Source organism: Nereida ignava (assembly GCF_047114695.1).
GTDB classification, from domain to species: Bacteria; Pseudomonadota; Alphaproteobacteria; order Rhodobacterales; family Rhodobacteraceae; genus Nereida; species Nereida ignava.
This window is the reverse complement of the sequence record NZ_CP112885.1, coordinates 2,331,760-2,346,473: the sequence shown is the minus strand read 5'-3', so window position 1 is coordinate 2,346,473 and position 14,714 is coordinate 2,331,760. Positions and strand designations below refer to the sequence as shown.

At 55.1% G+C, this 14,714-nt stretch carries 15 protein-coding genes; 4 read left to right on the top strand and 11 right to left on the bottom strand.

All coding sequences use genetic code 11. The features are described from left to right. Nucleotides 1-9 precede the first annotated feature (9 nt). Nucleotides 10-1,281, top strand: coding sequence for a polyhydroxyalkanoate depolymerase (gene phaZ / locus OLX08_RS11545; RefSeq protein ID WP_391481544.1), 1,272 nt, complete (start codon nucleotides 10-12; stop codon nucleotides 1,279-1,281). A gap of 18 nt (nucleotides 1,282-1,299) precedes the next feature. Further along, the gene (locus OLX08_RS11540) at nucleotides 1,300-1,878 is read left to right on the top strand and encodes a DUF6151 family protein (protein WP_391481543.1); all 579 of its coding nucleotides are present in this window, start codon (nucleotides 1,300-1,302) and stop codon (nucleotides 1,876-1,878) included. Nucleotides 1,879-1,888: 10 nt separating this feature from the next. On the opposite strand, the gene OLX08_RS11535 is transcribed toward OLX08_RS11540, so the two are convergent. The 9 genes from OLX08_RS11535 to OLX08_RS11495 all read right to left on the bottom strand — a co-directional run bounded on the left by OLX08_RS11535 (nucleotide 1,889) and on the right by OLX08_RS11495 (nucleotide 10,613). Beyond that, complete coding sequence (locus OLX08_RS11535; RefSeq protein ID WP_341246636.1) at nucleotides 1,889-2,596, bottom strand: alpha/beta fold hydrolase; 708 nt, start codon at nucleotides 2,594-2,596, stop codon at nucleotides 1,889-1,891. Next, nucleotides 2,593-3,714, bottom strand: coding sequence for a cobalamin-independent methionine synthase II family protein (locus tag OLX08_RS11530; protein WP_391481542.1), 1,122 nt, complete (start codon nucleotides 3,712-3,714; stop codon nucleotides 2,593-2,595). The genes OLX08_RS11535 and OLX08_RS11530 overlap by 4 nt, the downstream gene beginning before the upstream one ends. A gap of 82 nt (nucleotides 3,715-3,796) precedes the next feature. Then, nucleotides 3,797-4,756 carry a cupin domain-containing protein gene (locus tag OLX08_RS11525; RefSeq protein WP_391481541.1) on the bottom strand — a complete coding sequence of 320 codons (960 nt, stop codon included), beginning with the start codon at nucleotides 4,754-4,756 and terminating at the stop codon, nucleotides 3,797-3,799. A gap of 29 nt (nucleotides 4,757-4,785) precedes the next feature. Beyond that, on the bottom strand, nucleotides 4,786-5,736 hold the full coding sequence (locus OLX08_RS11520) for a nuclear transport factor 2 family protein (protein ID WP_391481540.1): 951 nt from the start codon (nucleotides 5,734-5,736) through the stop codon (nucleotides 4,786-4,788). After that, the gene (locus OLX08_RS11515; protein ID WP_391481539.1) at nucleotides 5,736-6,743 is read right to left on the bottom strand and encodes a LacI family DNA-binding transcriptional regulator; all 1,008 of its coding nucleotides are present in this window, start codon (nucleotides 6,741-6,743) and stop codon (nucleotides 5,736-5,738) included. The genes OLX08_RS11520 and OLX08_RS11515 overlap by 1 nt, the downstream gene beginning before the upstream one ends. 25 nt (nucleotides 6,744-6,768) lie before the next feature. Continuing rightward, nucleotides 6,769-7,515, bottom strand: a complete 747-nt coding sequence (locus OLX08_RS11510; protein ID WP_391481538.1) for an SDR family NAD(P)-dependent oxidoreductase — start codon at nucleotides 7,513-7,515, stop codon at nucleotides 6,769-6,771. A 190-nt stretch (nucleotides 7,516-7,705) separates the two neighbouring features. Beyond that, nucleotides 7,706-8,692, bottom strand: a complete 987-nt coding sequence (locus OLX08_RS11505) for an ester cyclase (protein WP_391481537.1) — start codon at nucleotides 8,690-8,692, stop codon at nucleotides 7,706-7,708. After that, nucleotides 8,689-9,339 (bottom strand): peptide-methionine (S)-S-oxide reductase MsrA, encoded by a 651-nt coding sequence (gene msrA / locus OLX08_RS11500; protein ID WP_391481536.1) that lies wholly within the window; start codon nucleotides 9,337-9,339, stop codon nucleotides 8,689-8,691. Before msrA ends, OLX08_RS11505 begins: the two co-directional genes overlap by 4 nt. A 44-nt stretch (nucleotides 9,340-9,383) precedes the next feature. Next, a complete protein-coding gene (locus OLX08_RS11495; RefSeq protein ID WP_391481535.1) occupies nucleotides 9,384-10,613 on the bottom strand; it encodes an MFS transporter in 1,230 nt (409 codons plus the stop codon). Nucleotides 10,614-10,749: 136 nt separating this feature from the next. Here OLX08_RS11495 and OLX08_RS11490 point away from each other — a divergent pair, with 136 nt between their 5' ends. Beyond that, nucleotides 10,750-11,493, top strand: a complete 744-nt coding sequence (locus tag OLX08_RS11490) for a rhomboid family intramembrane serine protease (protein ID WP_391481534.1) — start codon at nucleotides 10,750-10,752, stop codon at nucleotides 11,491-11,493. Between the two features lie 29 nt (nucleotides 11,494-11,522). Here OLX08_RS11490 and OLX08_RS11485 read toward each other — a convergent pair whose 3' ends face one another. Next, complete coding sequence (locus OLX08_RS11485) at nucleotides 11,523-12,308, bottom strand: inositol monophosphatase family protein (RefSeq protein WP_341246627.1); 786 nt, start codon at nucleotides 12,306-12,308, stop codon at nucleotides 11,523-11,525. 71 nt (nucleotides 12,309-12,379) lie between these two features. Here OLX08_RS11485 and OLX08_RS11480 point away from each other — a divergent pair, with 71 nt between their 5' ends. Further along, nucleotides 12,380-13,795 (top strand): pyridoxal phosphate-dependent decarboxylase family protein, encoded by a 1,416-nt coding sequence (locus OLX08_RS11480; RefSeq protein WP_391481533.1) that lies wholly within the window; start codon nucleotides 12,380-12,382, stop codon nucleotides 13,793-13,795. A gap of 6 nt (nucleotides 13,796-13,801) precedes the next feature. Here OLX08_RS11480 and OLX08_RS11475 read toward each other — a convergent pair whose 3' ends face one another. Further along, a complete protein-coding gene (locus tag OLX08_RS11475; RefSeq protein ID WP_391481532.1) occupies nucleotides 13,802-14,707 on the bottom strand; it encodes a LysR family transcriptional regulator in 906 nt (301 codons plus the stop codon). Nucleotides 14,708-14,714: the final 7 nt, after the last annotated feature.

Here is a 14,714-nt window from a genome sequence, read left to right as displayed (position 1 = left end):
GAGACGAACATGAAATATATGGCAATGTATGACTGGATGGAGACGGTTCGAAACACCAACCAGTGGCTTGGTGCATCCGCGCGCGCCCTCACGTCCTACCCAGCAACGGCTGCAATGCCCAACCCGATGCTGGACTGGGTCCGTGCATGGGGCGAAGTCACCGAACGCAGTTTTTCGCGCATGACCGTCAAACCTGACTGGGACATCGCGCATTTCACCAATGCAAAAGGCCAAGACCGTCTGGTTGAGCCGCGTGTCGTCATGGCACGCGATTTTGGTGATCTGCTGCACTTTCATATTCCGGGTCGCAAAAAGAAACGCCACAAAGTGCTACTCGCCGCGCCAATGTCCGGCCACTATGCAACATTGCTGCGATCAACTGTTTTGAGCCTGCTGCCAGATTGCGAGGTCTACATCACAGATTGGCACAACGCCCGCGACATTCCCGTCAGCGCGGGTAAGTTCGATGTAGAAGACTACACGCTCTATCTGGCGGACTTTATGCGCGAACTTGGGCCAGAAACACACGTGGTTGCAGTGTGTCAGCCCGTACCGCTTGCGCTGGCGGCAACGGCTTATCTTGCAGAAGAAAACCCAGACGCACAGCCAGCCAGCCTGACTTTGATTGGCGGGCCTGTGGATCCTGATGCCAACCCAACTGATGTGACGGACTTTGGCCACTCGGTCTCAATGGGCCAGCTGCATGAAACAATGATCCAGCGCGTCGGTTTCAAATACAAAGGTGTTGGGCGCAAAGTATACCCCGGTTTGCTGCAGCTTTCGTCGTTCATCTCGATGAACCTTGAAAAACACGCGACAGCATTTGGTGATCAAATCGCCCGCGTTGCCCGCGATGAGGCCGGTGATCACGACAAGCATAACGTATTTTATGACGAATACCTTGCCGTCATGGACATGACCGCCGAATTCTACCTTTCTACGGTTGAACGCATTTTCAAAGAACGCGAAATTGCACGTAACTGTTTCACGGTAAACGGCAAGAAAGTAGACATCAGCAAGATCACCGATGTTGCCGTCAAAATCGTGGAAGGCGAGAACGACGACATTTCAGGGCCTGGGCAATGTCTTGCTGCTCTCGATTTATTGACTGGCCTGCCCGATGCGAAAAAGGCTAGTCATTTGGAGCCAGGCGCAGGTCACTATGGCATTTTTGCAGGCCGCAAATGGCGCGAGAATATCCGTCCGTTGGTCATCGATTTTATGGCCAGCAACGCACGAACAACGAGTACTGACGCTGCAAATTCAAACACTGCAGCTTAACTTTAAACGGGGTCATTCATGGCTACTGATGTAACGCTCAGCTGCAGCTGCGGCGCGCTTTCGGCAAAACTGTTAAATGTGGGACCGCAACACGGCTTTCATGCCTCCTGTGATTGCGATGATTGCCACGCCACCAACAATCACCACGGCGTACATGACCCCAAAAATACGGCGATTGATCTTTATCAAACCAGCCCCTCAAACCTGAAAATCCTATCGGGTGGTGAGAACCTGAGTGTTTTGAGGCTTCATAAATCCGGCGGGCTGCTACGCTGGTATGCGAAATGCTGCGACACACCGATGTATAACACCATGGCCAGCCCGAAGCTGCCCGTGGTGGGCGTTGTTGCCAGCAACGTCGACAGCCCCGAAGCGCTTGGTCCTGTGCGCGCACAAGGTTTTGTCAAGAAGGGCGGAAAAACCACGCATAAGAATATGGTCGGAATGCTGAGCCGCATGATTGGCCGCATGGCCCGTGAGCGTATCTCGGGAAGGTGGCGTGACACGCCCTTTTTCGACGCATCCACGATGGAACCGGTTGTTACACCCTATACTCTTACCGCAGACGAACGCACCGCTGCGTATCAACCAAGGTAACGCGGGCGGCTTAAGCTGCCGTAGGCATGTTCATCCAGTCATAGAGCAGGTCAATGACCTCATCAGGCGTCTCAAGCGTGGGCAAGTGGCCCGCGTTTTCCAGCACGTGAAGCCGCGCGTTTACGATCAGCTCGGCCATAAACGTGTGGCGTCGCACAGGGCACAGCGCATCATGTTCACCGCAAATGACCATGGTCGGCACATGTACACGGCGCAGGGTGCCTTGCTGGTCGCGGCGGCGCTGTAGCGCACGAGACTGACGGATGAATACATCAGGCCCAAGGGTCCGCGCCATTTCCATCACCAGATCAAGCACATCTTGGCGTGCAGGACCCGGCGCCAGATAATTGGGCTTCATTTCGTCGCGCATCACCTCAAGCAAACGACCCGTTTTCGCCGCCACGATCTGCGGCTCGCGCATTGCAGCAACTTGGGGAGTTTCAGCAAGCGGGTTCGTATCCAGCAAGCAAAGCCGCGTGATCCGTTCAGGCGCGCGGCGCATCAACTCCATCGCAACGATGCCCCCCATCGACAAGCCAGCCAATGCAAACCGGCGCGGCAGCAGATCAAGAAGCGCACCTGCGATATCCTCGACCCGCTCACCTTGTGTGATGGGTGCGACCATCACAGCATGTGTTGACGACATCGCCGCCAACTGCGGCCCAAACAGCCGCGCATCACACATCATACCGGGTAAAAATACAATTGGTTCGCTCATGCGCTTTCCAACTTGGCTCCTTCACTAAGTGAACCAAGTTTTGCATACGCAATGTCCGGATCAACGGCACCAAAGCCCGCAAACGTGCCAAAGCCGCAGTCACTACCAGCGATCACACGGTCTGCACCGACGATATTGGTAAACTTGGCAATGCGTTCAGCAACCAGCTGGGGGTGCTCAACAAAGTTCGTCGTTGTGTCAACAACACCTGGTACCAAGATTTTGCTGTCAGGAATTTCAGAGACGCGATCACGGAACACTGTCCATTCGTGGGCGTGACGCGGATTTGATGTTTCAAAGAGCAACTGATCAGCGCCGACCGACATCAGCGTGCTGAAGACCGTGTCCATATCAATGTCGCACACGTGCGGTCCCTCGTAGTTGCCCCAACAAATATGAACGCGGACACGTGACGGGTCGATCCCTTCAAGGGCGTGGTTCAGCGCCTCAACGTGGCCCGCTGCGATTTTCAAAAACTCCGCATCGGTCAGGTCTTGGAAAAGCATGTGGCGCGACAAGGCCAGATCAGGACAATCAAGCTGCAGGTACAGGCCCGCATCAACAATCGCGCGGTACTCAGCGCGCATTACATCCGCGAGCGCCGCCAAATAAGCCTCGCGCGTGGGGTAGTAGTCGTTTTGCAAAAAGAGGCTGATCACACCGGGGGACGCGGCATTCATAAAGCCCTCAGACGCGCCATGCTTTTGCATCGCGGCTTTCAGGTTTGCGATGTCTTTAGCCAGATCATCAACAGGTTTGGCCTTCACCTCGCCCACACACATGGGGCGGTTATATGTAGGGGTGCCGCCACCTTGGGCTTGGCGCTCAAGAAACTTGGGGAACAGCTTCAAATCAGCGGGCGCGTTGCGGGGGCTGTCACCGTCAAAGCCTGTGTAACGGTCTTTGACATAGGTCGCATAACTGATCTTGGATGTCTCACCATCACTGACGATATCAACGCCCGCGGCCACTTGGCGCGCCACCACATCATCGACTGCCTTTGTCATGCAGCTGTCAAATGCGGCTTGATCGTATGGCTGTTCTTTTTCACGGGCAAAAATGAAATCCACCACTTCTTGAACCCGCGGAAGTGAGCCTACGTGCGTTGTTTTAACCATCTGATATCCCCAAAATTATTCAACGCCACACTAGGCATTTTGGCCCTGCCCTCAACCCGATAGTCGGGCAAGGCCAATCATTTTACTGGACCCAAGTAAGGCCGGCAGCGTCATCCGTAGCACTCACACGGTAAAGCGCTGCCTCGCCTGTCATCGCAGGTGTGATGGTACGTGCTTTGTTAGGAGGAATAGCAAAAGTGTCCCCCGGGGCCAGAACCGTTTCAAAGCCTTCGACATTCACTTTCCAATGGCCAGTCATGCCCATAAGCACCTCATGCTTTTCTGTAGTGTATCCCGCCTCGGGCAGGGAGCCACGGCCAATCATGTCCACATCAAAGCCGGGCTTATCAATGAGCATCCCGTGCTCACCGATAACACGCGCGGGCTGTTTGTCCGCTAATGCAAGCATGTCGTAATACCGCGCCACATATCCCGGCACGACTTCGGATGTGGTGGGTTCAGGAAACGCAGCCAATTCCGCGTCACTCAGCACGGGCATCGGAACAACCCCATCAGGTAAGGTTTCCCCTTTTTTGGTGTCATAAAGACGTCCGTTGTCGCCCAGAAGCAAACCGTGCGCACCGGCATCTTCAATGACTTGCGGCGCCCAAATTACGCCGCCGCCTGCATCATCACCGCCCAAAATAGCCATGATCATGCCGTAGTCATCACCGATGTTTTCGAACCCGCGGAAAATACCTGTTGGAATATTGAAGATATCGCCCGCTTCCAAAGTGACTTCACCTGCATCACCCCAACGACCCCAGAAAAAGCGCCACTTGCCTTTAAGAACAAAGAAAACCTCTGCAGTGCGGTGGCTGTGCAGAGAGTTGCGGCACTTAGGAGGCTGTCCGGCAGCACCGATGTTAAAGCCGATCTGATCGGAAATATGGACGTGCTGGTCGGCGCTTTCAGACACGCCGCCCCCAATGATTGTGAAGTTCTCTTTTTGATCAGAACCCGGCGTATGTGCATCAATAAATGCGGTCCGGCAGGGTTTAAGTTCGCCGTAGCGAACGATGCGATCTGACAAATCAGTCATGTTGGTCTTCCCGTAGTATGGTGGCTGGCTCAGCCTTGGTGTTTCAAAATTTGCGCCCAGATGGCGACTTCATCAATCAGCGTCCACTCGCGGCGCAGGCCCCAAGGCCCGTATTCCACGTGCGTGATGCCCATCACGTGGACCGGCGCACCGGTGGGTTTTCCGAACATGCCCCATCCGTCGTGTTTGCCGTCCAGTGACCAGCGCACCGCGGCACGTGGCGGCATCATCGGGTCTTCGCGACCGATAACGTGGTTCAGCTTGAATTCTGCAGAAGGGAACGCAGAGCGCAGTCCAAGCCAGAATGCATCAGCAAACTCGTGGCTGTGACCTTTCTTGTTGCCCGCGTATTCAAGCTGTGCGCCGCGGTCATATTCACGACTGATTACGCTGAATTCTGCGCGCATCATCCGCTCGATAAGATTGGCGGTCTTAGCGCCCCATTCATTGTCGTTGCCGCGTCCAAGGTAGGGACCGTCTTCGTCAATCGCAGGGGTGAACGGCGTCATCTCGTTCAAACGCTCGGCTGCAAATTCCCGTGGCTCATAGCCAAGTTGGCGTACAATGCCGCCATTATCGCGGATCAGCCATTCGTCAGAGATCATGTTGTCTTGGGCAAAACAGTCTGCCAGCGCGAGGCTAACCACCTTACGGCCCGTGGGCGCGCCAAACGCACCATCCCCAAGATGCGTCGCCGTTGAGCGGATCCGGTGAGACGACAACATCCCCTCTTCCGGCGTGCCGGACCAAATTACGTCTTCCCCGAGCAAAGTCCGATCAGGAAACTGAACCAGCGTCGCCATCGTCGCCGCCGTCGCACCCTTTTCACCGCGCGCAAAAACACCGGGCATCCGGACATAGACATCAGGGTGGTAATAGCGCTCCATCGCTTCGCCAAGGCCGCGATCTTCCCAAACCTCTTTGGTAATGCCGATAATATAATCAGGGAAATCTTTGAATTTATTGTCGAAGCCGCGCATCAGTTTTCCTTTGGTACTTTGGCTGAAGTTCTGACCACGAGGGGTCCATCTATTGTAATTTGATCTGCAGAGGCATCCGCGTCCTCAATCATCGCTAAAAGAGTGTCGACGGTTGCATGAACCATACGGTTTACCGGCTGACGAAGGGTCGTCAGCTCATACGCGCCCCACGCCGCCATGGAGACATCATCATATCCTACGATCGAAACATCATTTGGCACAGATATCTTCATTGCACCGCGCAAATGATCCATCACTGCGAACGCCATGTGATCATTACCCACAAAAATTGCGTCGCAACCGTGCTCGCTCACCAGAGTTTCTGCCGCCTCAGCCGCAGTATCACGGCGGTACATCCCATCAATCTGATGCACCAGTTCTGATCCCGCAGCTTGTAGCCCACTTGCAAAGCCCTGCGCGCGGTCTTGGCCCGTGATCGAGCCCATCCAACCCGAAATATGACCGATCCGCCGATGCCCGCCTTTAACGAGAAACGACGCAATCTTGGCCGCACCTTGAAGGTTGTCGCTGGTGACCTGGGCCAATGCGCCGCCCCGTTGACCCCGGTTAAAAAGGACCAGTGGGATGCCAGCAGCGGCGCATTTATTGGTCAGCTCATCACTGATGCCCACGCTTGCGGCGATAATGCCGTCTACCTGATAATCCATTAACTGATCAAAAGTCTGTTTAACCTCGTCGCCGCGGCCTTTGGTTGTAAATATCAGGATGTGGTAACCTTGCTCTTTGAGCACATTACTCAGCCGCTCAAGCGCATCTGGATAAAACTGATTATCAAGGTAAGCCACGACCAACCCGATGATCTTTGAGCGCCCCGTAATTAACCCGCGCGCCAACCTATTGGGCCGGTACCCAAGGGCATCAGCCGCGCTGCGTACTTTGTCTTGGGTGGCCTTGCTGGCGCTAGCACCACTGAAAACGCGGCTGACTGCAGACTGGCTTACACCCGCCCGCTGCGCCACATCAAACGAAGTGACCTTACCCTTCATTGGGCACCATTTTGGCGCGCACACCTCATCCCGCAGTCCAGCCGCCGTCCACTAAAATAGACGTTCCCGTGACCATCGCACTGGCGTCCGTGGCCAAAAATACCACGGCCCCCATGATATCTTCGATCTCAGCCACACGGGGCAGTTTGATCTTTTCTTCGATCCACGCGCGCTTTGCTGGATCTTCAAAAGTGGCTTCGGTCAACGGTGTGCGAATAAACGTCGGACAAATGGTGTTCACGCGAATGTTGCGCGGGCCCCATTCGATGGCCATCGCCTTGGTCATGCCCTCAACGGCGTGTTTTGTGCCGCAATATACAGCACGTTCCATCCCGCCGACGTGGCCCATCTGGCTGCTGATCTGGATGATCGAGCCACCGTTCTGCATGCCTTTGGCCGCTTCTTGTGCAAGAAAATACGCCGCTTTGAAATTAATCGCTGACACTGCATCAAAATCTTCAGGACGCGCATCAATCGCCGGACCGTGGCGCGCCATACCGGCGGAGTTACACACAACATCAACAGGTGTTTTCAGCACATCACGCACCGCTTCAAGGTCCGTCACATCAAGCTGAACTGCCTCAACAGAAAGGCCCTGAGCGGCCATTTCATCCGTGGCGGCCTGCAACTCGGACATGCCACGCGCAGCCATCACCACATGCGCGCCTGCTTGCGCCAAAGCGGCAGCACAGCCCAAACCGATACCACGCGATGCGCCAGTAACCAGTGCACGTTTGCCATCAAGACGGAACGACGGGGTGTTGGGGATCATGGCTCAGACTCACTCTTGCATAGGTTTGCAAGATTACCCTACGCCCAAGATTTACACCTGACAATCCCCTTAGGGTGATCGCCTTAAATGTCGAGACATGTGATGAGATTTCTCAGCCGATACGCGGATATGGCGGTGCCGTTCGTTTAACATCGCCACTTTCACCGTGATACTTTTGAAGCGCGTGCCCTTACCGGGTTAATTCACGCATCCGCGCCAGAACATCAACGCCAAGCTGTGCGTAAGCATCCAGCAAATCAACAAGCACCCAGTTTTCACGGATAAGACCGCCTTTCACCCGCCAGAAATCAAGACTGCGCATGGTGATGCGCTTGCCCGATGGTGCAATTCCAAGCCATCCACCGCCATCGAGCGTCATATTCATGCCGGGCCATGCAGTGAAAGCAACATAGTCGCCTTGCGCAAAATAATGCCCCTTCTCAACCTCACCTTTACGGTCAGGCATAGCATTCAAAAACGGGATTTGATGGTGCTTGCGAAAACCTTCGATCCCGCGCGCGGTCCCAATGCCCGCAGGCCCGTACCAACTACAGCGCGGATCCCAAAACGCAGGAAGCCGCATCGCCTCTTCGCCGTCGTTGTTAAAGCTGAGATGGTGCAACATATCGCCCACCACCGCAGATGCCGCAGTACCATCCCCTTCAATGCGCAGACCGTCACAGGTTGACGGTCCAAAAACCGTCATTTCGCGGCCCAAGCTGGGCGACATCGGCCATGCACCGGCCTGCATCATCAATTCGGGAATATCCCAAAGCGCCTGCATTTCAACGATCTGATCGCCTTCAACACGAAAGAACTCATGAAACCGCATTGTTGCAAGGCGCGCCGTGGGCGGGATGTCCAAGAAGGGTGCCGCAAATTTACCCGCGTAATGCCCGCAGTGCCCGATCCATGTTTGACCATGGGTATCGACGCCCTGCATTTTGATGAACGGACGGCGTTCAAGATCGGGAAACGCAGTGTAGAGCGCGCTCAATGGCCCACCACTTGAGGGACCGTCATCAACTGCCCTGTCAGCTGCGGCAAAATCAGCAACGGACATTGTCTCAAACGGATGGGCAAGGTGGACTGTGGCGTCTGGTGCGAATGTCGCATTTACTTCAGCCCGAGCTGCATCGAAAGAGCACCCCTCCAGAACGTCAAAAACGTTAATCATGCATCAAGTCCTGCAGGGCAGCTGACGCCGGTTCCGCCGATCCCGCAATACCCAGTAGGGTTTTTCGTCAGATATTGCTGGTGATAATCTTCCGCGAAATAAAACGTCGGTGCCTCAAGAATTTCAGTGGTAACCGTTGGAAAACCCGCCGCATCCAAGCGCTCTTGATAGGCAGATTTGCTTTGTAATGCCGCAACCATTTGCGCCTCAGTGCTGCAATAAATGCCCGAACGGTACTGCGTGCCAAGGTCATTACCCTGCCGCATACCTTGGGTGGGATCATGCCCCTCCCAAAAAGCCACAAGCAACTCTTCGAACGAAATAACCGCCGGATCATAAACCACCCGCACCACTTCGTTGTGCCCCGTCTTGCCAGTGCAGACCTCATCATATGTGGCGTTCGGTGTATGACCCGCAGCGTAGCCAACCATGGTTAACCACACGCCTTCAAGTTGCCAAAAAATCCGCTCAACGCCCCAAAAACAGCCCATTCCAAACTGCACCACTTCCATGCCTGTCGGCACGTCCATCGTCAGATCGCGGCCCGACACAAAATGCGTCGCAGCCGTTGCAATCGGATCAGCACGCCCCGCAAGCGCGTTTTGCGCGCTTACCATCTGCATCTTTTTTCTTTGAAATAACATCATCGCAAAAACTCCATTCCGCAGCTTCTTTGGTCAGTGATATAGGGTCAGGTCGCCGGCTCGGCCAGCACGCGACTAAACACAGTTTCGTTGCCAGGGGTCGGGTGACGCGGGATCAACAAGGACAAGCCAAGCGACAAAGCAGCCATCCCCGCCGCCAAGATAAATACCAGCCCCGGTGATGTCAGCCACACATACCCTAACAGAGCAGGCAAAAAGACCGCTGCGATGTGGTTAATGGTGAACGCCACAGCCGCCGTGGGCGCGATATCTGCAGGATCAGCGATTTTCTGGAAATACGTTTTAATCGCCAACGCAAGACTGAAAAACAGATGGTTTACCACGTACAGTGACGCCGCCAAAACAACGCCCCATCCCAAATAATAGATGCCAGAATATGCCACGAAGACCACGAACAGTCCCACATATTCAACTGCCAATGCGCGGCGCTCGCCGAAGACTGCGACGACTTTGCCGATCATCGGCGCAAAAACCATGTTCGCGACCAAAGTAATCATTAAAAGCCCTGTGATCTCGTCTACTTTATAGCCGAAACGCTCAACCATCATGAAAGCTGCGAAAACCACAAAAATCTGGCGGCGCGCACCGGACATGAACTGCAACGCATAATAGAGCCAATACCGCTTGCGCAAAACGAACTCCTTGCGCTGTGGGCTGGGGCTTTCAAACTGTGGATAGGCAAAATACGCAAAGATCGCGAGGCACGCCGTGATCAAACCGCCTGTCATATAGACTGCGTTATAACTCAGGCCGAGCGGCTCCCACAAAAACTGCAGGCCGATATAGACAGACAACGTGGCCGCAGACCCTGCCCCAATGATCCAGCCCAGTGTTTGTGGCGCGCGCGCCTTATCAATCCACTGCAACTGAAGCGATTGGTTCACCGTCTCATAATAATGAAAGCCGATGCTGCTGAGCATCGTAAGCGTCAAAATACCGCCCATGTAAGGAAACTTTGCGGTCAAAGCTGTGGCAACACCCAGCAAAACCAACGCCACAATTCCCAGAACCTGCTCACGCATCACCATCAAAACAGCGATCACCCCGATTGCAAAAAAGCCCGGAATTTCGCGCACCGTGTGCAGCCAGCCGATGTCACTGCCGTCGAAACCCGCGACCTCAATCACAAAGTTATTGAGCAGTGCGGACCATGTGGAAAAGGCAATTGGCATCGCGGCCGCCATCAAAAACAGCAGAGCAACAGGCTGTCGCCAAACCGGCAGGGTCTTGGCTTCGGAGAGTTGAATATATTTCATACGCATTGCGATACGCCGAACCCGCATCAAAAGAAAGCCACCTTGTGCCGCGCTTATGTGTTCTCACGTTAGTATATGTCCGCCAAGCACGCTGTTGCCCTTGACCAATGCATAGGCGCAGATCACCTTTGCGGATATGTTTCCAATCCGCGATCATAACCCGTCAGGCCGCGTGCCCTTCGTGACCTACACGTTGATGGCACTGAACATCGGCATTTTCCTCAGTTACTGGCCTATTATGGACGACCCGCGCGCGCTGACGCGATTTTATATAGAGTGGTCGCTTATCCCGCGTCAGGTAACGGGTGGCTTGGACTTTGCGGGGTTGGTGACGTCCATGTTTTTGCATGGTGGCCTGATGCATTTGGCCGGAAACATGCTGTTTTTATTCATCTTCGGCGACAACATGGAAGACGCCTTTGGCCATTTTGGCTTTGCTGTTTTCTATCTGGCGTGCGGTGTGGGCGCAGGTCTCTCACATGTTATTTCTGATCCGCTAAGCACAATTCCCACTGTCGGTGCATCAGGGGCAATCGCCGCTGTGATGGGGGGGTACTTGCTCCTCTACCCCAAGGCGCGAGTGGATATTTTGTTGATCTTGGTGATCATCTTCAAAGTCATTCCCGTACCCGCGTGGATCATGCTGGGGCTGTGGTTTGCCTTCCAACTCTTTAGCGGGATCACAGCTCCTGCTGGCGCGGGCGTTGCCTACTGGGCGCACGCGGGGGGCTTTTTGATCGGGATGGCCGCGACTGTGCCCTTCTGGGTCAAAAACGGCGGGCCTGCATTCTGGCGGGCGCGGCAGATGCAGCCGCCCCACCCCGAAGCGCAATACACATACGCGCGCAGCAACGTCCCGCGCGTAACGCGGCGCAGATAAACCTAGCGGTCAAACTTCAGGCGCAGACCTTAAGAGCGGATGACTTTGGCGAAGTTGTCGAAGATTTCGTTGTTTGCAGCAATCACTGTGCCGCTGCCGATGATGTCGTCACCTGCTGTTACGGCGTCAATCATGCCGCCACCCTCAGTCACGATGATCAAGCCCGCAGCGATGTCCCACGGCTTAAGGCGCCGCTCCCAGAAACCTTCATAGCGGCCAGCCGCTACATAGGCCAAATCCAACGAGGCCGCACCAAAGCGGCGCACACCGGATGTTGCAGGCAACAAACGGCCCAAGTCCTGGAGTGTCTGCGGAAGGTCTGCGCGACCCGCCCAAGGCAAGCCAGTCGCAAAAACTGATTCGATCAAACGGTTGCGTCCAGACACCCGAATACGGCTTTCGTTCAGCCAGGCACCCTGTCCCTTTTCAGCAAAGAAACATTCATCTTTCACCGGATCGTAAATGACGCCGGCAACAACCGCGCCTTTGTGCTCAAGCGCGATTGAAACAGCCCAGTGCGGCAGGCCGTGCAAAAAGTTTGTCGTGCCATCGAGCGGGTCAACGATCCAGCGGCGGGTTGGGTCCTGCCCTTCGATCTCGGCGCTCTCTTCGCCCAAGAAACCATAGGTCGGACGCGCTTCCATAAGTTCTTCGCGAATGATTTGTTCTGCGTTCAGATCAGCGCGCGTCACAAAATCGCCCGCCCCTTTGACGCTGACTTGGAGCTGTTCAACTTCTCCAAAATCCTTCAAAAGCGCGCGGCCCGCTTTTCGGGCAGTTTTTATCATTACATTAAGATTGGCACTGCCCTGCATGGCTCAACTCCTATAAAGCTCAAGCCGCGGCTATAGAACGTCATCCACCATCGCGCAAGGAGTTGTAACCCATGACAAACAAGAACCCTCATGAAGGCAACCGGATGGACCCAACTGACTGGACCGCGTTTCGCGCCGAGATGCATCAGGTCCTTGATGCCTGCGTCGATCACCTTGAAAATGCCCGCAATCATCCGTGGCGGCCCGTTCCCGATGGATTTGATGCGGCCATATCGCTTGACACGCCAACGCGCGGGGACGCGACCAGTTTATTGACGGACACAATCATGCCCGCCTCCACCGGCAACACGCATCCAGCGTTCTTTGGGTGGGTCCACGGCACGGGCCAAGCCATGGGGCTTGCCTCGGAAATGGTAGCCGCCGCGATGAATTCTAACTGCGGAGGCCGCGATCATGGGGGCATCCGCATTGAAAAAGAATGCATCCGCTGGCTGACCGATTTGGCGGGACTAGGCGAAAATGCAAGCGGCATCCTGACCACAGGCACATCGCAGGCCACAATCTATGCGCTGTCTGCAGCAAAAGTAGCCCGATTTGGTGCAGATGTCCGCAAAACAGGCGTTCAAAATTTACCAACCGTGCGTGTGTATATCGCCCAAGGTGCGCACAGCTGCATCAAACAGGCCATGGAAATTCTTGGCTTCGGTGGGGACGCCGTGTGCCAGATCGCCCTGAAAGACGGGGCGATGGATACGGACGCACTGCAAACACAGCTGACCCAAGACGCCGCTTCCGGCATTGTACCGTTGGCAATTGTCGGCACCGCCGGAAGCGTTAACACAGGCACTTATGATGATCTGAACACTCTTTCGCGCATCGCCCAAGAGCACAGCACATGGCTGCACGTTGATGCGGCTTTCGGTTTTTGGATCCGTATCGCCGCACCACGCCTCAACGTCCTTGCGAGCGGCATTGAACACGCCAATTCCATCGCACTGGACGGGCACAAGTGGTTGGGCGTGCAATACGATTGCGGCGCGTGTTTGCTACGCGATCATGATCTGCACCGCGCGACATTCTCAGACCGTGCAGAATATTTGACCGCGCAATCCGCAGGGATCGGTGCGGGAGATTGGTGGCCCACGGATTATGGCACCGAACTTAGCCGCGGGATGCGCGCGCTTAAACTCTGGACCACGCTCAAAACTCACGACCGCGATACAATAAGCGCCGCCATCACGGACAACTGTGATCAAGCCGCGCTAATGGGCGAGTTGGTTGAAGCCTCCCCCTATCTAACGCTCGCGCATCCTGTCATCTCAAACCTGTGCGTCTTTACGCCAAATGCCGGTGACGCCTCTGATATTGCGGCGGCCTTGCAGCTGTCTGGTGATGCAGTTTTCTCGACCACGACTGTTGATGGCAAAAACTGTTTGCGCGCGGCGATCGTGAACCACCGCACTACATCGCAAACAATCCACGACGTGATCGCTGCGGTAGAGGCGCAAGTGATCGCTGCGCGCTAAATGGTGCTAATGGCGTTGAAGTTTAACCGCTTCGATGCCAGCCAGCTTTAGAAGATGCGCCATGTAGGGAAGCGTGGTCTCGTTGCTGCGTGTGGCGGCGTAAAGCCTGCGCGTAATGCCTGTTTCTGTCAGTGGCCGCGTCACGTAGTCAGACGAGTATTTTACCTCGCGTACGACCCAATCAGGCAACACCGCCACACCGCGATTTGAGGCAACCAACAACAAGATTACGGCCGTCAGTTCCGCTTGACGGACCTCTGCCGGTTCAACTTTGGCAGGGATCAAGAGCTGTGAGAAAACATCAAGCCGCGAGCGTTCAACAGGATAGGTTATCAGAGTTTCGCCGCGAAAATCCTCGGCGTCGACAAAAGGCTTGCTGGCCAGCGGGTGCTGGTTCGAGGCAACAAAAACCGCGTCGTAATCAAAAAGAGGTGTGAAATCGACACCAGCCAGATCCGCCGGATCCGATGATACAACAAGATCAACTTTTTCCTTTTGCAACGCAGGAAGCGCGTCAAAGGCCAAGCCGGGCAAAATATCAACGTCCACGTCAGGCCAGGCTTTGCGGAATTTTTCAAGCACCGGAAACAACCACTCAAAACAGGCGTGACACTCAATCGCGATATGAAGGCGTCCTGCGCGGCCCTGCTCAATGCCCGCAAACTCGGCCTCAAGCGCTGCGACTTGGGGCAACACTTGCTCAGCCAGACCCAACAGCTTCATGCCCGCCGCAGACAATTTCAAAGGCTTTGAGCGCCGGATAAACAGCTCAACTTGCGCTTGATCCTCAAGACCTTTGATCTGATGGCTCAGCGCAGATTGGGTAATGTTGAGCCTGTCCGCAGCAGCCGACAGCCCACCGGCTTCATGGATCGCTTTGATCGTGCGGAGATGGCGAAACTCGATATGCATGCTGTCC